At 69.2% G+C, this 23301-nt stretch carries 18 protein-coding genes; 15 read left to right on the top strand and 3 right to left on the bottom strand.

The genetic code is table 11. From position 1 onward, the window contains the following. Nucleotides 1-55: 55 nt before the first annotated feature. From QPK29_RS00750 to QPK29_RS00740, 3 genes are all read left to right on the top strand, one after another. Nucleotides 56-1099, top strand: a complete 1044-nt coding sequence (locus QPK29_RS00750) for a Rieske 2Fe-2S domain-containing protein (RefSeq protein ID WP_371769299.1) — start codon at nt 56-58, stop codon at nt 1097-1099. After that, entirely contained in the window at nt 1096-2043 is a 948-nt protein-coding gene (locus QPK29_RS00745; RefSeq protein ID WP_371769298.1) for a PDR/VanB family oxidoreductase, read from the top strand. Before QPK29_RS00750 ends, QPK29_RS00745 begins: the two co-directional genes overlap by 4 nt. Nucleotides 2044-2119: 76 nt before the next feature. Further along, nucleotides 2120-2623: a MarR family winged helix-turn-helix transcriptional regulator gene (locus QPK29_RS00740; RefSeq protein WP_056125393.1), complete on the top strand. Its 504-nt coding sequence runs from the start codon at nt 2120-2122 to the stop codon at nt 2621-2623. A gap of 21 nt (nt 2624-2644) precedes the next feature. Here QPK29_RS00740 and QPK29_RS00735 read toward each other — a convergent pair whose 3' ends face one another. Beyond that, nucleotides 2645-4204 (bottom strand): acyl CoA:acetate/3-ketoacid CoA transferase, encoded by a 1560-nt coding sequence (locus QPK29_RS00735; RefSeq protein WP_371769297.1) that lies wholly within the window; start codon nt 4202-4204, stop codon nt 2645-2647. 127 nt (nt 4205-4331) lie between these two features. Between QPK29_RS00735 and QPK29_RS00730 the strand changes: the two genes are divergently transcribed. From QPK29_RS00730 to QPK29_RS00715, 4 genes are read left to right on the top strand one after another with little or no spacing between them, the layout of a single operon-like run. Next, on the top strand, nt 4332-5120 hold the full coding sequence (locus tag QPK29_RS00730) for a crotonase/enoyl-CoA hydratase family protein (RefSeq protein WP_056125397.1): 789 nt from the start codon (nt 4332-4334) through the stop codon (nt 5118-5120). Nucleotides 5121-5148: 28 nt separating this feature from the next. Beyond that, a complete protein-coding gene (locus QPK29_RS00725; protein ID WP_371769296.1) occupies nt 5149-7005 on the top strand; it encodes a feruloyl-CoA synthase in 1857 nt (618 codons plus the stop codon). After that, a complete protein-coding gene (locus QPK29_RS00720) occupies nt 7002-8246 on the top strand; it encodes a thiolase family protein (protein ID WP_371769295.1) in 1245 nt (414 codons plus the stop codon). The genes QPK29_RS00725 and QPK29_RS00720 overlap by 4 nt, the downstream gene beginning before the upstream one ends. Before the next feature lie 10 nt (nt 8247-8256). Continuing rightward, nucleotides 8257-9021: an SDR family NAD(P)-dependent oxidoreductase gene (locus tag QPK29_RS00715; protein ID WP_371769294.1), complete on the top strand. Its 765-nt coding sequence runs from the start codon at nt 8257-8259 to the stop codon at nt 9019-9021. Here QPK29_RS00715 and QPK29_RS00710 read toward each other — a convergent pair. Next, on the bottom strand, nt 8969-9931 hold the full coding sequence (locus QPK29_RS00710) for a LysR family transcriptional regulator (RefSeq protein ID WP_056125409.1): 963 nt from the start codon (nt 9929-9931) through the stop codon (nt 8969-8971). The genes QPK29_RS00715 and QPK29_RS00710 overlap by 53 nt on opposite strands. Before the next feature lie 143 nt (nt 9932-10074). Here QPK29_RS00710 and QPK29_RS00705 point away from each other — a divergent pair, with 143 nt between their 5' ends. The 8 genes from QPK29_RS00705 (at nt 10075) to QPK29_RS00670 (ending at nt 22097) form a co-directional block, all read left to right on the top strand. Next, a complete protein-coding gene (locus QPK29_RS00705; protein ID WP_371769293.1) occupies nt 10075-11790 on the top strand; it encodes a CocE/NonD family hydrolase in 1716 nt (571 codons plus the stop codon). Next, nucleotides 11787-12941, top strand: coding sequence for a CapA family protein (locus tag QPK29_RS00700; protein ID WP_371769292.1), 1155 nt, complete (start codon nt 11787-11789; stop codon nt 12939-12941). The genes QPK29_RS00705 and QPK29_RS00700 overlap by 4 nt, the downstream gene beginning before the upstream one ends. After that, a complete protein-coding gene (locus QPK29_RS00695; protein ID WP_371769291.1) occupies nt 12938-14029 on the top strand; it encodes a 2-hydroxyacyl-CoA dehydratase in 1092 nt (363 codons plus the stop codon). Before QPK29_RS00700 ends, QPK29_RS00695 begins: the two co-directional genes overlap by 4 nt. Continuing rightward, on the top strand, nt 14026-15336 hold the full coding sequence (locus tag QPK29_RS00690) for a 2-hydroxyacyl-CoA dehydratase (RefSeq protein ID WP_371769290.1): 1311 nt from the start codon (nt 14026-14028) through the stop codon (nt 15334-15336). Before QPK29_RS00695 ends, QPK29_RS00690 begins: the two co-directional genes overlap by 4 nt. Continuing rightward, nucleotides 15333-16583, top strand: a complete 1251-nt coding sequence (locus QPK29_RS00685; protein ID WP_371769289.1) for a CaiB/BaiF CoA transferase family protein — start codon at nt 15333-15335, stop codon at nt 16581-16583. The genes QPK29_RS00690 and QPK29_RS00685 overlap by 4 nt, the downstream gene beginning before the upstream one ends. Nucleotides 16584-16608: 25 nt before the next feature. Further along, a complete protein-coding gene (locus tag QPK29_RS00680; RefSeq protein ID WP_371769288.1) occupies nt 16609-17856 on the top strand; it encodes an MFS transporter in 1248 nt (415 codons plus the stop codon). Further along, a complete protein-coding gene (locus QPK29_RS00675; RefSeq protein ID WP_371769287.1) occupies nt 17853-19232 on the top strand; it encodes a hypothetical protein in 1380 nt (459 codons plus the stop codon). The genes QPK29_RS00680 and QPK29_RS00675 overlap by 4 nt, the downstream gene beginning before the upstream one ends. A gap of 183 nt (nt 19233-19415) precedes the next feature. Next, nucleotides 19416-22097 (top strand): TonB-dependent receptor plug domain-containing protein, encoded by a 2682-nt coding sequence (locus QPK29_RS00670; protein WP_371769286.1) that lies wholly within the window; start codon nt 19416-19418, stop codon nt 22095-22097. Between the two features lie 57 nt (nt 22098-22154). On the opposite strand, the gene QPK29_RS00665 is transcribed toward QPK29_RS00670, so the two are convergent. After that, nucleotides 22155-23264, bottom strand: coding sequence for an alpha/beta fold hydrolase (locus QPK29_RS00665; RefSeq protein WP_371769285.1), 1110 nt, complete (start codon nt 23262-23264; stop codon nt 22155-22157). Nucleotides 23265-23301 lie beyond the last annotated feature (37 nt).

Genomic DNA, 23301 nt, shown 5'->3' with positions numbered 1-23301 from the left:
TTAAAACATTCAGCGCACTGAATGTTAGTTGAATATTCGACGACAAGGAGACAAGATGTTCCCCAGGAATGCGTGGTACGTGGCCTGCACGCCCGACGAGATCGACGGCAAGCCTCTCGGTCGCCAGATCTGCGGCGAAAAGATGGTGTTCTACCGGGGCGAGGGCGGCAAGGTCGCCGCGGTCGAGGATTTCTGTCCGCACCGGGGCGCGCCCCTGTCGCTGGGCTTCCTGCGCGATGGCCACCTCGTATGCGGCTACCACGGCTTGCAGATGGGCTGCGACGGCAAGGCCGTGGCCATGCCCGGCCAACGCGTGCGCGGGTTTCCCTGCATCCGCAGCTATGCGGTCGAGGAGCGCTATGGCTTCATCTGGGTCTGGCCGGGCGACAGGGCACTGGCCGATCCGGCCACGATCCACCATCTCGAGTGGGCGGACAATCCGGAATGGGCCTATGGCGGCGGGCTGTATCACATCGGCTGCGATTACCGCCTCATGATCGACAACCTGATGGACCTCACGCACGAGACGTATGTGCACGCGTCCAGCATCGGCCAGAAGGAAATCGACGAGGCGCCCGTCACGACGAAGATCGAAGGCGAGCAGGTGGTGACGAGCCGCTTCATGGAGAACATCATGCCGCCGCCGTTCTGGCAGGCCGCGTTGCACGGCAACGGTCTCGCCGACGACGTCCCGGTCGACCGCTGGCAGATCTGCCGCTTCAATGCGCCGAGCCACGTGATGATCGAGGTGGGCGTCGCCCATGCCGGCAAGGGCGGCTATCACGCCGACCCGGCGCACAAGGCGTCGTCCATCGTGGTCGACTTCATCACACCGGAAACGGCGACGTCGCACTGGTACTTCTGGGGCATGGCGCGCAACTTCAAGCCGGACGACGCAGCGCTGACCGAGACCATCCGCGCAGGACAGGGCAGGATCTTCAGCGAAGACCGCGCCATGCTCGAACTCCAGCAGCAGAACATCCTGCGCCATCCGGAGCGCAAGCTCCTCATGCTCAACATCGACGCGGGCGGCGTGCAGTCGCGCCGCGTCATCGACGCCTGGCTGGCACGCGAGCGGGCCGGGGAGGCCGCGGCATGAGTGCCTTGAACGTGCGCGTCGCGCGCAAGACCCGGGAAGCGGAGGCTATCTGCAGCTACGAACTGGTGCCGGTCGACGGCGCCGCGCTCCCGCCGTTCGCGGCCGGCGCGCACGTCGACGTGCACCTGCCGAACGGCCTGGTGCGCCAGTACTCGCTGTGCAACGCGCCCGGCGAGACGCACCGCTATCTGATTGCCGTCCTGCGCGATGCGGACTCGCGCGGCGGCTCGCAGGCCATGCACGACGACGTCGACGTCGGCACGCTGCTCACGATCAGCGCGCCGAAGAACCACTTTCCGCTCGTCGACGCGGCGCGCACGCTGCTGCTGGCGGGCGGCATCGGCATCACGCCGATCCTGGCGATGGCCGAGACGCTGGCGGCAGACGGAGCGAAGTTCGAATTCCACTATTGCGTGCGCTCGCCCGAGCGCGCCGCCTTCCTGGAGCGCATTCGCGGCGCCGGATTCGCCAGGCAGGTCCAGGTTCACTACGACGCCGACCGCACGCTCGACCTGGCCAGCCTGCTGGCGGCGCCGCAACCCGGCACGCATCTCTACGTCTGCGGCCCGCAGGGCTTCATCGACCACGTGCTGGACAACGCGAAGGCACGCGGCTGGTCCGCAGGGCAGCTCCACGTCGAGTACTTCGGCGCCGCGGCGGCCGACACCGGCGGCGACCAGCCTTTCGACGTGCGGCTCGCAGCGAGCGGCCGGGTCGTGACGATCCCCGTGGGCCGGACGGTACTCAAGGTGCTGGCCGAGCAGGGCGTGGACATCCCGTATTCATGCGAGGAAGGTGTGTGCGGCACCTGCCTGACGCGGGTGCTGGAAGGCGTGCCGGACCACCGCGACCTGTACCTGACCGACGCGGAGCGCGCGGCCAACGACCAGTTCACGCCTTGCTGTTCGCGCGCGCGGACCCCGCTGCTCGTGCTGGACCTCTAGCGGCCACCCGGCCACGGCGTTTATTGTGCGATGCATTTTTACTTTATAATGATTTTCTTTTGCAACGTTCATGCCGATGGCCACTCGCCAAAACGCCAAACTCGTCACCGCCGTCCAGGAAGCCGCTGGGCAGCCGCTCGACCAGAGCCTCCTTCTGAGCCTGGTCGGCTATAACTGCCGCCGCGCCTATCTGACCATCGTTCCGCATTTCGAGGAACGGATGAAGAAGTTCAACCTGCGCGCGGTCGATTTTTCCGTCCTGAGCCTGCTCAACGCGAATCCGAACATCACCCAGAAGCGCCTGTCGAAGGCCGTGAACGTGTCGCCGCCGAACCTGGCGATCCTGCTGGACAAGCTGGAAGAGCGCGGCCTGCTGGTCCGCCAGCGCAATCCGCTCGACAAGCGCTCGCAGACGCTGGTGCTGACGCCCGAAGGCACGCGGCTGTGCGCCAAGGCGGAGAAGACCGTGTCGGAACTGGAGCTGGAAGCGACGGCCATGCTGACCGACGCCGAACGCGCCGAACTGGTCAAGCTGCTGCAAAAGATCTTCCTGCACGACGAGGACGACGCGCAGGCCTGAGCCCGCGCGTTGTTTGCGCTTTCAGCGCGCGGTGAGCGCCTGCGCCAGGCCACCCCACACCGGCATGAACAGGCGCGCGTCCATCGTGCGCACGTCGCGCACGATCGGCGCGAAGCCCATGTGCGCCAGCACGTCGCGCTCGAGATCGACGCCGGGCGCGATCTCCGTCAGTTCCAGTCCGTCCGCCGTCAGGCGGAACACGGCGCGTTCCGTCACGAACAGCACGTCCTGGCCGCGCTGCACGGCATCATGGCCATTGAAGGTGATCTGCTCGACCCGTTCGATGAACTTGCGCGAGCGGCCTTCCTGCGCGATGCGCAGGCGGCCGTCTTCCACCGCCACGTCCAGCCCGCCGGCCGTGAAGGTTCCGCAGAAGACCAGCTTGCGCGTCGAGCGCGTGATGTTGATGAAGCCCCCGCAACCCACGGGCCGCCCGTTGAACATGCTGACGTTCACGTTGCCGTGCACGTCGGTCTGGGCGAGGCCGAGGAAGCTGGCATCGAGTCCGCCGCCGTCGTAGAAATCGAACTGCGCCGATTGGTCGATGATGGATTCGGCATTGTAGGCGAGGGCGAAATCGCCGCCCTGGGCCGGAATCCCGCCGTTGACACCGCTCTCGATGCTGAGGGTGAGCAGGTCCGACACGCCTTCCTCCGCCGCGATCGACGGGATGCCGGCCGGGATGCCGATGCCGAGATTGGTGATCGCGCCGGGCACGAGCTCCAGCGCGGCGCGGCGCGCGATCACCTTGCGCTCGTCGAGCGGCATCGGCGCGAGCGAGCGCACCGGCACGCGCACGTCGCCGCACAACGCCGGATTGAACCCCGTGCTGATCGACTGCATGTGTGATTCCGGCTTGGCCGTCACCACATAATCGATCAGGTAGCCCGGCACTTTCACCCGCTTCGGATGCAGGCTGCCTTCCTGCACCACCTGTTCCACCTGCGCGATCACGATGCCGCCGCAGGCGCGCGCCGCCTGGGCGATCTGCAGCTGCTCCAGGTGCACGCCTTCCTTGTCCAGCGTGAGGTTGCCCTTTTCGTCCGCGACGGTGCCCCGGATGATCGCCACGTCGATCCGCGGGCAGGGGTAGTGCAGCCATTCCTCGCCGGCGAATTCGGTCAGGCGCACCAGGTCCTCGGCCGCGCTGGGATTGAGCTTGCCGCCCTGCTGGCGCGGGTCCACGAACGTGCCGAGTCCCACCTTGGTCAGCAGGCCGGGCGTGCGCGCCGCCATATGCCGCGTCAGGTGCGACAGCGACCCTTGCGGGAAGTTATAGGCCTCCACTTCGTTCGCAAAGATCATCCCCATCAATTCCTTGCCGGTCTGGCCGAAGTGGCCGGCCACCGTGCGCCGGATCATGCCCTTGTGGGCGAAATGCACCATGCCGCCGGTGCCGCCATTGCCGATCGCGCCGCAGGCCCAGGTGGTGAGATTGCGCGGATGGCCCTCGGCCAGGAAGCGCCGCTCGAGCGCGATCAGGACTTCTTCGGCCAGTCCCATCATGGCCAGGCCGCCCAGGAAGATGGTGGATTCGTCGCGAACCAGGGCGGCGGCGCCGTCGGCACTGATGACTTGCATGGTTGTCTCCAGATAGAGTTTCGGTGTAATGGTTATCGATCATAAACAATTTGCTTGCGGCTCGCAATAAATTCGTTATAGGATATAACCATTACGACTCAACAGATTCATTTGGAAAGCCAGGACAATGAGCCAGAAACCGGATACCCCATTGCTAAGCATCGAAACGGTCGGCGCCGTGGCAAAAATCACGCTGTGCCGCTCGGCCAAGCGCAACGCACTCAGCGACGACCTGGTGCGCGAGCTGCGGCTGTGCTTCGAATCCCTCCCGGACACCGTCCGCGCCGCCGTGCTGCTGGGCGACGGCCCGGCGTTCTGCGCGGGGCTGGACCTGTCCGAGGTCCGCGAAAACAACACGACGCAGGCCGTGTTCCACTCCCGCATGTGGCATGCGGCGTTCGAGGCCATCGGCTTCGGCCGCGTGCCCGTGGTCGCGCTGCTGCACGGCGCCGTCGTGGGCGGCGGCCTGGAACTGGCCAGCGCCTGCCACGTGCGGGTCGCGGAATCCTCGGCGTTCTATGCGCTGCCGGAAGGGTCGCGCGGGCTGTTCGTCGGTGGCGGCGGCTCGGTGCGCATCGCGCGCCTGATCGGCGTCGCGCGCATGACCGACCTGATGCTGACGGGACGCGTGCTGGACGCCGCCGAGGGCCACGCCGCCGGCATCAGCCATTACCTCGTGGCGCCTGGCGAGGGCCTGGCCAAGGCGATGGCGCTGGCCGAAAAGATCGCGGGCAATTCGCCGATGACCAATTACGGCGTGATGCACGTGCTGCCGCGCATTGCCGACCAGTCGATCCAGGACGGCCTGATGACGGAAGCGCTGATGGCGTCGGTCGCGGCCAGCGACCCGGAAACGCGCCAGCGCCTCGCCGCCTTCCTCGATGCCAAGACCAACAAGGTCCGCCAGACCGGCTGATCCGACAACACATCCACAAGGAGACATCATGGCGAACCAGGCTCGCTACCGCCCGGTGCATTTCGCCCGGGCCGCGGTGGAAGTGCGGGAAACGCCGGACGCGGTCCATGTCCGAGCGCGCGCGCCGCTGCTGCCGTATGCGGTACGCACCACCGACCGTCTGCTGCACTGGGCGGAAACGGCGCCAGACCGCAGCTACATGGCGCGCAAGGAGGCCGGCGCGTGGCGCCACCTGAGCTACCGCGCCGCATGCGATGCCGCCCGCGCACTCGGCGCGGCCCTGCTGCAGCGGGGGCTGTCGGCCGAGCGCCCGGTGCTGATCCTGTCCGGGAATGACCTGGAACACGCGCAGCTGGCGCTCGCGTGCCAGTACGCCGGCGTGCCCTATGCGCCCGTGTCGCCGGCCTACTCGCTGCAGTCGCAGGACTTCGGCAAGCTGCGCCACGTGGTCGAGCTGCTGCGCCCCGGGCTCGTCTTCGCCTGCGACGGCGGCGCGTACGGTGCGGCGATCCTGGCCGCGTTGCCGGTGGAGACCGAGCTGGTGCTCGTGCACGGCGCCGTCCCCGGGCGCGCCGCGACGCCCTTCGCCAGCCTGCGCGCGACGCCGCCCACCGCCGCGGTGGACGCGGCCCGTGAAGCGACCGGGCCCGACACCATCGTGAAATTCCTGTTCACGTCCGGCTCGACGCGGATGCCGAAGGCCGTCATCACCACGCAGCGCATGCTGTGCGCCAACCAGCAGATGCTGCTGCAGTGCTGGCCCTTTCTCGCCGAGGAACCGCCCGTGCTGCTCGACTGGCTGCCCTGGAACCACACGTTCGGCGGCAGCAAGGACGTCAACCTGGTCCTGTTCAATGGCGGCACGCTGTACATCGACGACGGCAAGCCGACGCCGCAGCATATCGGCATCACGCTCGAGAACCTGCGCGACGTGGCGCCGACCATGTACTTCAACGTGCCCAAGGGCTGGGAAGAGGTTGCGCACGCGCTGGCGCGCGATGCGGACCTGCGCCAGCGCTTCTACAGCCGCCTCAAGCTGCAGTTCTATGCCGGCGCCGCGCTGTCGCAGCCCGTGTGGGACCAGTTGCACGCCAGCGCCGAACAGGAATGCGGCGAGCGGATCGTCATGACGACGGGCCTCGGCATGACCGAGACGGCGCCGTGCGCGATGTTCGTGCTCGACAACGAGGCGCATGCGGGCGAGTTGGGGACGCCCTGTCCCGGCATGGAGGTCAAGCTGGTGCGGGAAGGGGACAAGCTGGAAGTGCGCTACCGCGGCCCGAACGTCACGCCCGGCTACTGGCGCGCGCCGGAGGAGAGTGCCGCCGCGTTCGACGAGGAAGGTTTCCTGCGCTCGGGCGACGCGGTCAAGTGGCGCGACCCGGCGCGGCCGGACCTGGGCCTGCTGTTCGACGGCCGCGTGGCGGAGGACTTCAAGCTGGCCACCGGCACCTGGGTGAGCGTGGGTCCCCTCCGGGAGCGCGCCATCCGCGCGGGCGCGCCGTACCTGCAGGACGCTGTCGTCACGGGTCACGACCGCAACGAGCTTGGCCTGATGATCATCCCGCGCCTGCCGCTGTGCCGCGAACTCGCCGGCTTGCCGGCATCGGCGCCGGCGGCCGACGTGCTGGCCGCGCCGCCCGTGCTGGCGTTCTTCCGCGACCTGGTGCGGACGCTGCACGACGGGGGCAGCGGCAGCGCCACGCGCGTGCGGCGCGCCTGCCTGCTGCACGACGTGCCGGACATCGACCGCGGCGAAATCACGGACAAGGGATCGATCAACCAGCGCGCGATGCTGACCCACCGCGCCGCGCTGGTGGAAGCCCTGTACGCCGGCACCGCGCCGTCCTTCATCCAACCCAACGCTAGCGGGAACTTGAAATGAGCCTTTACTCCGCCTACGACGACATCTGGATCCTCGACGGCGTGCGCACGCCCTTCGTGGACTATTGCACCGGCTTTTCTGCCGTTTCGCCGACCGATCTCGGCATCAAGGTCGCGCGCGCCGTGCTGGAACGCGCGGGTATGGACGCGGCGCAGGTCGGCTCCGTCCTGTCCGGGAACATGGCGCCCGGAGACTGCTTCCAATACATGATCGCGCGCCACATCGGCCTGTACGCCGGCGTGCCCCAGCAGGTCACGGCGCTGAACGTGCAGCGCATCTGCGGCACCGGCTTCGAGCTGTTCCGCCAGGCCGCGGACCAGGTCAAGCTGGGCTACGCCGACACCGCGCTGGTGGTCGGCACCGAAAACATGACGCGCAACCCGATCGCGGCCTTCGGCCACCGCACCGGCTTCAGGCTGGGCGCGCCCGTCGAGTTCCAGGATTATATGTGGGAGGCGCTGATCGATCCGGCGCCCGGCATCACGATGCCGCAGACGGCGGAAAACCTCGCGGTGCGCTACGACGTCAAGCGCGAGCAAGTGGACGCCTACGCCTCGCGCAGCTTCGCGCGTGCGGTCGCCGCCCAGGCGCGCGGTTTTCACGCCGGCGAGATCGTCCCGGTCGCCAACGAGACCTTCGAGCTGGAAGGGTATGCGCGGCGCACCCTCCGCCTGACCGGCAAGCAGAAGGAACTGACCACCGACACACACGTCCGGCCATCGCCGGTCGAGGTGCTGGCGGGCCTGCGCCCGCTCTACCCGGGCGGCGTGCAGACCGCGGGCAACAGCGCGGCGCTGGTCGACGGCGCCGGTGCAGCCATCGTCGCCAGCGGGGAGGTCATGCGCGGCCGCAGCCGTCCGCCGCTGGCGCGCCTGCTGGCCTGCGGCGTCGCCGGCGTGCCGCCTGAGATCATGGGCATCGGCCCCGCGCCGGCGATCCGCCTGCTGCTGGAACGGAGCGGCCTGCGCCTGGACCAGGTCGGGCTGTTCGAGATCAACGAGGCGCAGGGCGCGCAGGTGCTCGCGGTCGCGCGCGAGCTCGGGCTCGACGAGGAGCGCCTGAACGTGAACGGCGGCGCGATCGCGCTCGGCCACCCGCTCGCCGCCACCGGCATGCGCCTGACCATCACGCTCGCGCGCGCACTGCGCGAGACCGGCCGCCGCTACGGCGTGGCGTCGGCCTGCATCGGCGGCGGCCAGGGCATCGCGCTGCTGCTCGAGAACCCGGATTCGGACAACTGAAGGAGAGACTATGCAACTGGCAGGACAGGCCGCCCTGGTGACGGGCGGCGCATCGGGCCTCGGCGCCCAGACCGTGCGCGAACTGGCGGCGCAGGGCGCGCGGGTGGCGATCCTCGACGTCAACCTGGAGGCCGCGCAGGCGCTGGCGCAGGAGGTCGGCGGACTCGCGCTGCACTGCGACATCTGCGACAGCGCCAGCGTGGAAGCGGCCCTGCGGGCGGCGGCCGACGCGCATGGCGGCGCGCGCATCCTGGTCAACTGCGCGGGCATCGGCGGCGCGCGCCGCCTCGTCGGGCGCGACGGCACCCCGATGCCGCTGGAGGACTTCAGCCGCATCGTCCAGGTCAACCTGATCGGCACCTTCAACGTGGTGCGCCTGGCCGCGGCCGCGATGGTCGCGGAGGAACCGCTGGAAGACGGCGAGCGTGGCGTCATCATCCTCACCTCGTCGGTGGCCGCGTACGACGGCCAGGTCGGCCAGGAAGCCTACGCGGCATCGAAGGGCGGCCTGACGTCGCTGACCCTGCCGCTGGCGCGCGACCTCGCGCAGTTCGGGGTGCGCGTGGTGACCATCGCCCCGGGCCTGTTCATGACGCCCTTGCTGTACAAGCTGCCGGAAGAGGTGCAGCAGTCGCTGGCCGCATCCATTCCCTTCCCGAAGCGGCTGGGCAAGGCGGACGAATATGCGCGCCTCGCCGCCCACGTCGTCACGAACCTGTCGCTCAACGGCGAGGTGATCCGCCTCGACGGGGCGCTGCGTCTGCCGCCACGCTGAGCGCCGCGCGGCGAAAACATTCGATCAGGTGCTCGACCGGGGCGGACAGCACCCGGTCGGCGCGCCGCACGATCACCAGCTCGCGCGCCAGCGGCATGCGGGCCGGCAGCGCCGCCAGGCCGGCCTGGAGCGCTTCCTCGCGGTGCAGCCGCGGCACCAGCGTCACGCCGAGGCCCGCGCCCACGAGGGCCAGCGCGGTGCGGATCTGCTCGACGACGAAACGCGGGCGCAAGGTCACGCCGGCCTGCAGGGCCGCGTGTTCCACGTCCCGCTGCAGCCGGCCGGTGCCGCCCAGGATCAGCGGCACGTCCGCGAGGTCGCCCCAGCCGGCCGATTTGCGCGCCGCCAGCGCGCTGTCGGGCCGGCACACCACCACGAACGGATCGTGCAGCAGCGATTCCGTCACCAGGTCCCCTGGCTCGGTGGGCCGCGCGGCCACGCCGAAATCGACCACCCGGTCCTGCACCCAGGCCGCCGCCTTCGCGCTGGGGATGTCGTGCAGGCTCACCTGGAAGTCCGGATAGTCGCGGTAGAACAGCGTGAGCGCCTGGGCCGCGAGACCGGCCGCCACCGATGGCACGACGGCCAGCGACGTGCTGCCGCGATGCGTATCGGCGGCGTCCCCGATGCCGCGCATCGCATGCTCGAAATTGCGCACCAGGTCTTCCGCCACCACGGCGAGGCGCTCGCCCTGGACGGTCAGGCGCAGCGAGCGGCTGCTGCGGTCGAACAGGGACAGGCCCAGTTGCTGTTCGATCTTGGCCACGGTCGCCGACAGCGACGGCTGCGAGATCCCGAGCCGCCTCGCGGCCGCGGAAAAACTCGCACAACGGCTTGCCATCGCGAATACCTCCAGCTGGCGGATCGTCAGGTTCGTGCTGCAGCCGGTTTCCGCTTTACTATCGATCATATTTATGAATAAATTGGATAGATAAACAAGACATAGAGTACACCTTAAGCCGCGTCGCAGGAGCCTGGAAAAACATGCTTGCCTTTCCGGCATATTACTTATAAAGTATAAGCATTAAAACTCAAAAGCAGTAGGAGACTACAATGGCATCGACGATGCGCCGCGCACTGCAGGGGATGTTCTGCGCGCTGGTACTGACAGCCGGGACGGCCAACGCCACCGGGCCCACCGGGTTTGGCGCGCCGCTGCCGGCCGCCGTCCATGAGATCGAGCGCAGCTCGTTCTACATCCCGATGTCGGACGGCACCCGGCTGGCCGCCGACGTCTACCGGCCGAAGGCGCCGGGGCGCTACCCGGTCATCCTGCACGCCAGCGCGGCGCGCAGCCGCCCGTCCGACACGGACGACCGGTCGGGCGCCGGCGGGTTCTCCACGCAGATGATCAACCTGGCCCGCTACGGCTACGTGTTCGTGGTGGTCGAGCGGCGCGGCCTGGGCGCCTCGTTCGGCACGCGGCGCGGCTACCACGACCGCACCGAGGCGCGCGACGCCTACGACCTGACCGCCTGGGCCGCCACCCAACCGTGGTCGCAGGGCGCGGTCGGTGTGTTCGGCTGCTCGAATACGGGCGACGCCGCGATGCACTTCCTGACCACGACGACCCACCCGGCCCTGAAGGCCGTGTTCGCGGGCTGCTTCAACTGGGATAAATACAGCGGCGGGCGGCGCGGCGGCGTGCTGGCCAACTGGGGCACCGGGCCGCAGTCCAGCGTCGAGCAGGACCTGCGCACCGCGATCCCGGTCGACGGTGACGACGCGCGCACCCTGCTGCGCCAGGCGGTCCAGGACCATGCGCGCAACACGCCGCTGCTGGACCTGTGGTCGGGCATGCCGAACCGCGGCGACGTTTCGCCGCTGACCGGTACGCCGTTCTGGGAGGAGGGCAGCATCGCCACGTATGGCGACACGGTGCGCAAATCCGGCGTGCCGGTCTACATCCAGGCCGGCTGGCAGGACGACTTCCGGGCCCAGGCGTTCATCACGCTGGCCAACCTGACGCAGCCGACGAAACTGATCGTCGGCGACTGGGGCCATTGCTATAGCAAGGATTTCTCGATGGCGGCCGAGGCACTGCGCTGGTTCGACCACTGGCTCAAGGGCGCCGACAACGGCATCATGCAGGAGCCGCGCATCCATTACGAGACGGTGAACGCGGGGTGGCGCACGGCCGATGCATGGCCGGTCCCGGCCAGCCATCCCGTCAAGGCTTTCCTCGGCGCGGGCAGCCTGGGCATGGGCGAGCCGGAACCGGGCAAACAGTCGTTCAAGGTCGACTACCAGCCCGTCTGCGCGCGCGGCACGGGCCTCGGTCCGACCTGCCCGCAGGACGACAAGGGCCTGACGTTCACGAGCGCGCCGCTGGCCGCCGACATGGAACTGACGGGCCACCCGGTCGCCGACCTGTGGCTGTCGTCCAGCGTGGAGGACGGTCCCGTGTTCGCCTACCTCGAGGACATCGCGCCCGGCGGCGCCATCGCCATGGTCAGCGAAGGCCGGCTGCAGGCGCGTCACCGCAGGCTGGCGCCGGCGCCGTTCGCGCTGCCGGGCATTCCCTGGCACAGCTTCGACAAGGACGACGTGGAAAACCTCGTGCCGGGACGGGCCGCGCGCTTCGCGTTCGACCTGCTGCCAGTGTCGTGGGTATTCAAGGCCGGACACCGCTACCGCCTGACCATTACCGGCGCCGACCCGCGCGAAAAACTGCGCAAGACGTACGCGCCGGCCCCGACGTGGACCGTGTGGTTCGACCGCGCGCATCCGTCGCAGCTGGTGCTGCCGCTGGTGGGGGCGTCGTCATGAATGACCTTTCCCTCCTGATGGTCGGCGACCTCGTGCTCGACGAACCCGATCCGGACCGCTTCTTCGACGACGCCCGCGCCGTGCTGCGCGGCGCGGACCTCGTGGTCGGGCACGTGGAGACGCCGTACACGCTGCGCGGCAAAGAACAATCCGGCGACGTGCCGGCGGAAGCGGCCGACCCGGCGAAGCTCGCGAGCCTCGCCCGGGCGGGCTTTCACGCCGCCAGCCTGGCCGGCAACCACGTGTACGACCAGGGCGAGGAGGGCGTGGCCGACACCATCGCCGGCCTGTACGCGCACGGCATCGCGCCGTTCGGCGCCGGCGTGGATCTCGCGGGCGCGCGCCTCCCGGCCATCCTCGAACGGGGCGGCCTGCGTGTCGGCTTCCTGGGCTATAACTGCGTCGGACCGCGCCTGTCGTGGGCCGGCCCGGACAAGGGCGGCTGCGCGTACGTCCAGGTGATCTCGCACTACGAACCGGAAGGCGCCAATCCGGGCGGTCCGCCGCAGGCATTCACGTTCCCGGTCCCCGCGACGCTGGATGCCATGCAGGCCGACATCGTGGCGCTGCGCCGGCAGGTCGACATCGTGGTGGTCTCGCTGCACAAGGGGCTCGTGCACACGCCCGCGCAGCTGGCGATGTACGAACGCCCGGTGGCGCGCGCCGCGATCGAGGCGGGCGCCGACATCGTGGTCGGCCACCATCCGCACATCGCGCGCGGCATCGAATTCTACAAAGGGCGGCCGATCTTCCACGGCCTGGGCAACTTCGTCACCGTGACGCGCGCGCTGAACGTGGAAGGCAACGACCACCCGGCGCGCCTCGCGTGGGCCGAGCGGCGGCGCAAGCTGTTCGGCTTCGTGCCCGATCCGGACATGCCTTGCTATCCGTTCCATCCGGAGTCGCGCAACACCATGATCGCGGATTGCCGCATCGCGCCGGACGGCCGGGTCAGTGCGGGCTTCCGGCCGTGCTGGATCGGCGACGACGGCGCGCCCCGTGTGCTCGGCAACGACGCGCAAGGGCGGGCAGTGGCCGGCTACCTGGCCGATATCGGCCGCGCGGCCGGCATGGACACGGTGTCCCGCTGGGAGGGAGAACGCGTCGTCGTCGCGCCGGGCGGCAAGGATCCGATGGGAGCGATGGCATGAGCGCGCTCGAGATTTTGCAGAAGGCGTGCGCGCAGCCGTTCGCCGCGGCGCATGCGGCGAGGGAAGCGGGCCGGCGCGTCGTCGCCTACCTCGGCACCTCGGTCCCGGTGGAACTGATCCGCTCCGGCGGCGCGTTCGCGTTCCAGCTGGCCGGCGATCCGTCGCTGCCCGCGCCGTTGTCCGACCTGTACCTGGACGACGAATACGACGGCGAGATCCGCTCGCTGTTCGACCGGATCGGGGGCGGCGCGTGCGACGTCGCCGACCTGATCGTGATCCCGCGCGCGTCGAACGGCCTGCTGTACCTGTATTACAGCCTGCTCGAACTGCGCCGGCTGGAGCCGCGGCGGCGCTTTCCCGAGCTGCTGCTGTACGACGTGCTGAACACGCCGAACTGGGCGACGGCGCGTTATGTGCTGGACCGCACCCGCGCGCTGCATGCGCGGCTGGGCGGTTCTGTCGACGACGTGCGCGCGGCGATCGCCCTCGGCAACGAACAGCGGCGCGCGCTGCACGCGCTGAACGCCCGCCGGCGCGCCGGTCGGCTGCGCGGCAGCACGTGGTGGACGGCGTTGCGCGCGTCGCGCGTGATGGAACCGCAGGCCTGGCTCGACGCGGTGCGCGCGCTGGTGGACGAGGCGGCGCCGGCGCGGCGCCTGCTGCTGAAGGGCTATGGCCAGGATACGCCGGCCCTGTACGCGCTGGCGGAATCGCTCGGGGCGAACATCGTGGCCGACGACCACCTCGGCGGCGAGCGCACCGTGCAATGGCTCGTCGACGAGACGGCGGAACCGCTGGCCGCGCTGGCCGGGCACTACCAGTCGCGCGTGCCCACCATCCGTTCGTATCCGCAGGGGGCGGAGGACGCCGCGTGGCTGGCGTTGCTGGGGGAGAGCAGGGCGCAGGGCGTGCTGTTCTACCACGAGGAATTCGACGACACCTTCGGCTGGGACGTGCCGGCCCAGGTCGATCGTCTCGCCGCGCCCGGCCTGCCGCACGCGCTGCTGGCGCGCCAGTCCTACCACGCGCCGGACCGGGACGCGCAGCGCGCCGTCCTGGCCGGCCTGATCGAAAGCCTGCCCACATGAGCCGTCCCGTCCCCACCCGCCTCGCGTCGACGCTGGCGGCCAACGCCCACCAGAAGGAAGAATTCCAGGCGTTCCGCCGCCGCGTGCTCGAAGACGGCGAACCGTACGTCATCTCGGACGCGGTGGCGCCGGCCGAGATCCTGCACGCGATGGACATCCACGTGACGCCGGTCGTCTGGTACTCGGCCATCATCGCGGCCAAGCAGCTGTCGCCGTATTACTTCGAGCAGATGGATGCCCGCGGTTTCCACGACCGCCTGCCGCGCTATACGAGCCTGCCGCTGATGAGCACCCTGGACGGCGATCCGCAGCGGGCGCCGTACGGCGGCCTGCCGAAGCCGATGATGATCCTCTCGCGCTTTCGCGACGACTATGGCCAGCGCATCAGCGAACTGTGGTCGCGCGCGTACGGGGGCGTGCCGGTGTTCGGCCTGGACGCCAGCTCCAGCACGGCGCTGGGCCCGCACTGGTGGGAGCGCGGCCTGCGCGACTGGGAAACCCTGTACGAGCCGCACCGCCTGGATTTCCAGGTCGAGCAGCTGGAAGGGCTCATCCGGACTGCCGAGACGCTGTCCGGCCGCAGCTTCGAACCGCGCGAATTCATGCGCCAGATGCACCGTATTAACGAGGCCGGCGAGATCGTGGCCGACATCCGCGACATGCTGGCCCGCGCGCGTCCGCTGCCGGTGCCGCTGACCGAACAGCTGGCCAACGTGATGGCGCCGACGTGGGACCGCGGCAGCGCATGGTCGGTCGCCCACCTGAAGGCGTTCCGCGCAGAGTTGCGCACACTGATCGGGCAGGGCGCCGCGGCGTGCCCGAACGAGCGCCTGCGCCTGCTCTGGGTCGGCAACGGGCTGTGGTTCAACACCGGTTTCTACCGCGCCTTCGAAGAAAAGTACGGCGCCGTGTTCGTGTGGACCATGTATTCGAACTTCCTGTCGGACGGCTACCGCCGCTACTTCCGCGACGACCCCGCACACGCGCTGCGCGCGCTGGCCTCGCGCCACATCAGCATGAACGAGCAGCTGCACGTGCCGCCCTGGATGGGCGACTGGATCGTCGAACAGGCCCGTGCCTACGGGGCCGACGGCGCCGTGATGCTGGTGCCGAAGCACGACCGCATGGGGTCCCTCGGCTCGCGAATGACGAAGGTCGCGCTCGAACGGGCCGGCATCCCGGTGGTGGAGCTGCACGCCAACATGGTCGACGCCCGCATGTGGGACGACGCGGCCATGCGAAAAAAGGTTGAAGAATTCATCGAACAGCGCCTGTTGCGCGGTTCAACAACAACGGAGACAGCATGAGCGAAGACACGACGCTCCCCCGCCCGCTCGAGGGCATCACGATCCTGGACCTGACGACCGCGCTGGCGGGGCCGTACGCGACCCTGATCCTGGCCGGCCTCGGCGCCCGCGTGATCAAGGTGGAGAACCCGCGCAACCCGGATTCGGCGCGCACCAATTCGCCCTATCTGGGACGCGAAGGCCTGAAAGTCACGCGCGAGCACGACGACGACCTGTCGCTGGCGATGCTCGAGCGCGGCCGCAACAAGGAAGCGGTGACCCTGAACATGAAGCACCCCGAGGGCCGCGCGCTGTTCCTCGACCTGGTGAAACATGCCGACGCGGTGGTCGAGAACTACAGCGCCGGCGTGGCCGACCGGCTCGGCATCGGCTACCGGGCGTGCGCGGAAGTCAATCCGCGCATCGTGTTCACGTCGATCAGTGGGTTCGGCGCGAACGTGCAGCCGCGCCAGAACAAGGCCATGGACAATATCGTGCAGGCGATGAGCGGCATGATGCTGGCGTCGGGGAATCCGGGCGATCCGCCGGTCCGCACGGGCATCCCGTTCGGCGACCTGTCCGCACCGCTGTTCGCCGCGATCGGCACCCTGGCCGCCCTGATGCAGGCGCGCGCCACGGGCCGCGGCCAGCACGTCGACGTGTCGCTGCTGGGCGCCCTGTCGTCACTGGTGGCCGCCGAGCCGTTCGAGATCATGGCGAAACTCGGGCACCCGACCCGCGCCGGCAATTTCATGGCGCGCCTCGCCCCGTTCGGCGTGTTCCCCACGTCCGACGGCTATATCGCGATCTGCGCGCCGAAGGACGACTTCGTGTCCGGGCTATTCCGCGCGATGGACCGGCCGGACCTGATGCAGGATGCGCGCTTCGCCACCCGCGACGCGCGCGTGCGCAACCACGTCGAGCTGCACGACATGGTGAGCGCCTTCACCCGCACCATGACGACCGACGCGGCGGCTGAACGCCTGACCGATTTCGACGTGCCGAACGGCCCCGTGCGCGAACCGGCCGAGGCCCTGCGCGATCCCACCCTGCTGGCGCGCGGCGAAACGGCGAAGCTGCAGCATCCGGTGTACGGCGCCGTCGAGGACATCGTCGTCGGCGGCCTGCCGATTCGCATGTCGGGCGCGTTCACCGGGTTCGACAAGCCGGCCGTGACGCTCGGCGCCAGCAACGACGACGTGTACGGGCAGATGCTGGGCCTGGACGCCGAACGCATCGCCGCGCTGGCGCGCGACGGCGTGATCTGATGAATAAATACGGAGGAGACACACCATGATGGCCGACGATACCGTACCCAGGCTCGCCCCGCAGGCGCGCTGGGTCGTGTTCTACCTTGCCGTCGTCTTCGCGATGATGACGATGCAGATGTCCAGCCTGGGCTTCGCGCCCCTGCTGCCCGCGATCCAGAAGGACTTCGCGATGAGTTTCAGCCAGGTCGGCACGTTTACCGGCGTGTACGGCCTGGTGGCGCTGGTCGTCAGCATCCCGGCCGGCATGCTGGCCAAGCACTACGGCGAAAAACGCGTGATGTGCGCCGGTCTCGCCATCCTCGCCCTGGGTCTGCTCGGCCTGTCGCTGGCCGGGAACTTCGGCGAGGCGATCACGGCGCGCGCCGTGTGGATCTTCGGCTACCGTCTCGCGTTCGTCTGCGTGATGACGGCGATCGCGCTGACCGCGCCGGCGCACCTGAAGGGCAGGGCGATGGGCGTGCTGGGCGCCATGTCCTCGCTCGCGACGGTGCTCGGCGCGCCGTTCTGCGCGGAGATCGCCGTGAGCCTCGGCTGGCGCCACGCGATCATGGCCTTCGGCGGCATGGCGCTGCTCGGCCTCCTGGTGTTCGCGGGCTTCTACCACCAGCGTCCCGAGGTGGTGCAAGCGGGGCGCGCCGCCCAGGGTGACCGCCAGGGCGCATTCTCGGCCTTCCGCATCCCCATCGTCTGGACCATTCCGCTGCTCGGGCTGTCGAACATGGGCGGGTTCGCCGCCACGTTTTTCCTGCCGGCCGCGCTGAAGGCGCAGTTCGGCATGGATGCGGCCGGATCGGCCCAGGTGATCAGCATCGCCTACATCTGTGCGATCGTCGTGAACCCGCTGTGCGGCTGGCTGTCCGACCGTCTGAACCGCTGGCTCGTCCTGGCCGGCATGATGGCGGTGAGCATCCCGGCGTCGCTCGCGATGATGTCGGATGACGTGCTGGTGTTCGAGGTCGCGGCGGCCACGCTGATCGCCTGCGGCCTCGCCACGACCAACCAGCTGTACCCGACGGTGGCGGAACTGATGCGGGGCCGCGACGTGGGCCCGCTGATGGGCATCACGGCGCTCGGCGGCGGCATCTTCGGCTACCTGGGCCCGCAGGCGCTGGGCTGGCTGCGCGACTGGTCGGGCGGTTTCACGGCCGGCTGGTGGACGCTGGCCAGCGTGGCCGCCTTCTCCACCTGCCTGATGCTGTTCCTGAAAAACTACGCGGACCGCAACAATGCCCGCCTCGCGGCGCACGCGGCACGGGAGGTGACCGTATGAAGCGCATTCTCCTTTCAACCTGCGTGGCGCTGGCCTGCGCCGCCCATGCCGCCACGCCGCACACGAGCATCGGGGGCAAGCTGAAGGACGGCACCCCGTACCGCATCGACATGCCGCAACACTGGAACGGCGCGGTGCTGATCGGCCTCGATTACGCGAGCCGCCCGCCCGGACCGGACGCCGACGCGCTGCTGGCGGAGGGCTATGCGCTCGCCGGCACCACGCGCCAGATCAGCGGCTGGGCCATCCACCGCGCCGCCGCCAACGCGGTCGAGACGCTCGACCTGGTCGAGGCCAGATATGGCCGGGCCGCCCTGCCGATCGAGTTCGGCCAGTCGCAGGGCGGCCACACGGCGGCCGTCTCGGTGCAGGCCTATCCGCAGCGCTGGCGCGGCGCGCTCGTGCAGTGCGGCGGCCTGTCGGGGGCGATCGGCCAGTGGCAGGGCAAGCTGGATGGGCTGTTCGTCGCCAAGGCGCTGCTGGCGCCGGATTCCAGCCTGCCGGTGACCGGCATTCCCGACGACTGGCAGACGACCGCGCTGCCGGCATGGACCGCGATGCTCGCGCAAGCCGAGAAGACGCCGGCCGGGCGCGCGCGCATCGCGCTGGCGGCGCGCGTGGCGCAACTGCCGGCGTGGTCGATTCCCGCCAACGCGGAACCCGCGCCGGACGATCCGCAGGCACGTGCGCGCGGCCTCGCGGACAGCCTCGTGCGCGGCCTGGTGCGCCAGGCGCTCGGCAGCCGCAACCAGATCGAGAAGCTTTCAGGGGGGAACATCAGCGCCAACGCGGGCGTCGACTACGGCGCGTTGCTGGCGGCGGCCGACGCGGATGGCCTCGTGCGCGGGCTGTACCGCGACGCCGGCCTGTCGCTGGACGCCGACCTGGCCGCGCTCGCGAAGACGCCGCGGCTGACGGCCGATCCGAAGGCGCTCGCGTATTTCGCGACGGGGACGTTCGACGGCGACATCGCCATGCCGGTGCTGACCATGACCGGGATCGGCGACGCCATTTCCCCGACGGCGGCGCAGCAGGCCTACCAGGACGCGGTCGACAGCGCGGGGAAGGGCGAACTTCTACGGCAGACGTACACGCACAGCGCCGGCCATTGCGGTTTCACGCCGGCGGAGACAGTGGCGGGCGTGCATGCGCTGGTCACGCGCATCAAGAGCGGGCGCTGGCCGGATACGTCGGCGCCGGGCATGACGGCGCTGGCGCGCGCGACCGGTCTCGGCGAGGCGCGCTTCATCCCGTACGCGCCGCCGACTTTCCTGCGCCCCTACACGGCCTGCACGCTGCAGGCCACCCTGAAGTCCGCAGGCCTGCAGCCGTTCGCGCTGCCGGGCCAGACCCTGCCGCATTGCCCGGCGCCCTGAGCGCCGCGTCCTCGACGGCGCCGTCGGCTTCGCGCTGACGGCGCCGTCATTCCATTCCCGATCCCGCCCGACGTCCGGCGCACGTATCTGCGCGACGCAGAAATTTTGCGCCCCGGTGTTTACTTTCCCGACAAAATGGTTTTATAGTATAACGAATATAGAACATAACTAAACGGAGACATCATGACCCGCTCGTACCGCAAGACCCGTCAGTTCCGCATGACCGCCGTCGCGTTCGCGACCTTCTGCCTGGCCGCCGGCATCCCGGAGGCCGCGCTCGCGCAAGAGGCGCCGGCCGCCGCTGCGCCGGAAAAGGTGCAGCAGATCGTCGTCACCGGCACCAGCATCCGCGGCGTCGGCGCCGTCGGTTCGCCGTCGCTGTCGATGAACCGCGAAGCCATCTCCGCCAGCGGCGCGAAGGACAGCAGCGAGATCGCCCGCCTGCTGCCCCAGGTGATCAACCTGGGCGCGGACGAGAGCCGCCTGGGCGGCGCGCAGGACGCGGCGGCCAACACGACGCGCACGTCCGGCATCAACCTGCGCGGCATCGGCAACGAGGCGACGCTGCTGCTCGTGAACGGGCGCCGCGTTGCGTCGAGCGGCGTGATCAAGTCGCTGGCGGATCCGAACCAGATCCCGGCGGCCGCGATCCAGCGCATGGAAGTGGTGCTGGACGGCGCGTCGGCGATCTACGGCTCGGACGCCGTGGCTGGCGTGGTGAACATCATCACGCGCAGCAACGTGGACGCGATCGAGACCATGCTGCGCTACGGCAGGGCGGACGGCATGAACCAGAAGATCTTCAGCCAGACGCTGGGCAAGACGTGGGACGCGGGCAGCGTGTTCGTCGCCTACGAGCACAACGACCGCGGCAGCCTGGCCGCGAACGCGCGGCCGTTCTTCTCGAACGACCTGCGTCCCTACGGCGGCACCGACCAGCGCTCCACCCAGGCCGTGCCGGGCAACGTGCTGATCGGGCGGAACATCTATGCGATCCCTGCGGGCCAGAACGGCATCGGCCTGACGCCGGCGCAGCTGGGCCAGGGCAGCGGCAACCGCTACGATGCGGGCACGGTGGGCGACTTCCTGCCGAACCAGAAGCGCGACACGCTGTATGCCAACGCCTACCACAAGGTCAACGACCGGCTGGAAGTGTTCTACGAGGGCCTGTACTCGCAGCGCGACTACCGCCAGCGCACCGCGCCGCTGGGCGCCAACCTGAACGTGCCGGCCACCAGCCCGTACTACGTGCGCCCGGCCGGGGCGCCGGCCGGCACGGGCGAAACGGTGGCCTACCGCTTCCTGTTCGACGACCAGGACCTGAACATCGGCGGGCGCGAGAACAACAGCCAGAACGCGATCGGCCTGACCTACGACTTCGACAACGGCTGGGAGATCAACAGTGCCTACTCGTACGGGAAGAACGACGCCTGGGTCCACCGCAATGGCCTGATCAACACGGGCAACGTCGGCCGCGCCATCGCCGCCGGCACCATCAATCCGTTCAGCGCCCTGGCGGGCGCCAACCCGGGCTTCGCCGATTTCGCCGCGCACCGCGACCAGACCGCGACCAACAAGGACAGCACGCTGATGTTCAAGGTCGACGGCCCGATCGCCCGCCTGAATGCCGGCAACGCCCGTATCGCGGTGGGCAGCGAACTGCGCCACGTCAGCTTCGACCAGGGCCTGTGGCAGAACGTGACGACGCCGACGACCGCGGCGCGCCATTCGGAACTCCGGAACAGCCGCAGCGTGAAGTCGCTGTATTCCGAGCTGTACGTGCCGCTGGTCGGCGGTCCTACCGCCATGCCGTGGGTGAAGCGGCTCGAACTGTCGGTGGCCGGCCGCTACGAGCGCTATTCCGATTTCGGCAGCACCACCAATCCGAAGGTCGGCCTGACCTGGGCGGTGAACGACAAGGTCAGCTTCAACACCACCTACGGCACGTCGTTCCGCGCGCCGTCGCTGGTCGACAACCTCGGCTCCTATACGAACCTGTCGCTCACCAACATCTTCGTCCAGGACATCAGCGATCCGACCGCGCCGGGCGGCGTGCGCCACGGTATCTACGTCAACGGCGGGAACCCGGCGCTGAAGCCCGAGAAGGCGCGCACCTGGTCGTTCGGCGCCGACATCAAGCCGGTGCGCGGCATGACCATCTCGGCCAGCTACTACAAGATCGACTACACGGACCGCATCGACACGATCCAGGCCAACAGCGCCCTGGCGAACGAAGCGCTGTACGCGAACTACATCATCCGCAATCCGTCCGCGACCCTCGTCAATTCCTATTTCGGCAGCCCGAACCTGCAAAGCCCGCCGGAGAATCCGGCCAATATCGGCGTCATCATCGACGGCCGGCGCAGCAATCTCGGCTCGCTCAGGCAGCAGGGCATCGACCTCGACAGCCGCTACGTCATGAAGACGGGATCGGGCGACTGGATGGTCGGCCTCAACGTCGCCAAGATCCTGAAGCTGGAGCGCTCCAGCGCGCCGGGCTTGCCGTACACGGACGTGCTCGACACGTTCGGCAATCCGGTCAGCCTGCGCATGCGGGCGTCGGCAGGCTGGAAGCTCGGGGCCATGTCGGCGAACGTGTTCGCCAACTACATCGGCAGCTACACCAACACGGCTCTCTCGCCGAACACCGAGGTGCCGAGCATGACCACGTTCGACGCCACCTTGACCTATGCCGTCGACAAGGGCGTGGGCTACGGCTTCGGCGGCACCGTGCTGGCGTTGAGCGCGCAGAACCTGTTCGACCGCGCGCCGCCGGTGGTGCTGAACGGCACCAGCTCGTGGGACTCGCAGAACGCGTCGGCGATCGGGCGGCTCGTGTCGATTTCGCTGACCAAGAGCTGGTGATTGGCCCGACTGTCCGTCCGGTCCGATGGGCTCGGGGGGAGCCCGCCCTGCGTGTCGTCAGGTCTGCGCGGCGTCCATCCCGTCCAGCCAGTCGAAGATCCGGGGCCAGAGGCGCGCATGCGCGCTGCGCCCCACCAGCACGCCCACGTGCTGCAGGTTGACGCCCACGTCGCCCTCGTAGTGCAGCAGTTGCTTGCGCGGGCTGGCCGTTGCGTCGTGGAACGGCACCAGCGCCTCCGGCGGGATCAGCTTGCTGCGCGGGTCGACGACGGACAGCAGCGGCGCCGTCAGGTCGCGCGGGCCGATCGTGCGGTTGCCGAGCGCGAGCTTGCCCTGCATGAAGGCGTCGTGCCGGTACAGCGACTCGACGATCTCCGTAAACAGCCGGCCCGGCAGCGGGAATTCGTCGTGCGTCCAGCGTTCCACGCGCATGTGCGTGACGAGCGCCTGCGGGTCCGTCATCGACAGCATGCGGTCCGTCCAGCGCTCCCACTGGAAGGCCTGCGGCTCGGCCATCGCGCTCATCATGTTGAGGAACACGCCGGGCACCTGGCGGAACGTGTCCGCGATGGGGCGGGCGTGCGGCGTCGCGTCGATCAGGCGCGCGAAGCAGCTCGAGGCCGGCGTGAAGTGCAGCGGCGATTCCAGCAGGATCGTCGCGCGCATGGCGTCCGGGTGCAGGCCGCTGTGGATGGCGGCCAGGATGCCGCCCAGCGAGTGGCCCGCGACGACGACCTGGTCCGGTCCGCCGTCGGCCGCGATGGCGCCGCGGCAGGCTTCCAGCAGGTGGTCGCCGTAGTCGTCGAGGCCGAAGTGGTCGTGCGTGTCGGGCAGCGCGACCCATTCGGCCAGGTAGACGCGGTAGCCGCGCTCCAGGAAGCGCCGCACGACGCTGATGTCGGGCGCCAGGTCCCAGATGTAGGGGCGCTTGATGGGGGCCGGCACGATCAGCACGGCCGGGCCGCCGTTCGGGGTGATGTCGGCCGGGGCGCCGTAGCGGCGCACGTTCAGGCCGGGTTCCGTGTGCAGGACCGTCGACGGCGTCTGCTGCGGGCCGTAGCCCACCCGTTCCAGCATCTCGCCGCGCGCCTTGCGGCTGCGGTCCATGTTCTTGAGGGCCTGCGCACCGAGCGCGCCCATCGCGGTGTTCCAGTTGCTTGCCTGCATGGCGATTCGTCCGAGGTCAGAGTGGAAGACACCGCAC

The sequence above is a fragment of the Massilia orientalis genome, assembly GCF_030411975.2.
Classification (GTDB): domain Bacteria; phylum Pseudomonadota; class Gammaproteobacteria; order Burkholderiales; family Burkholderiaceae_D; genus Telluria; species Telluria orientalis.
This window is presented reverse-complemented; position numbering and strand designations above follow the sequence as displayed.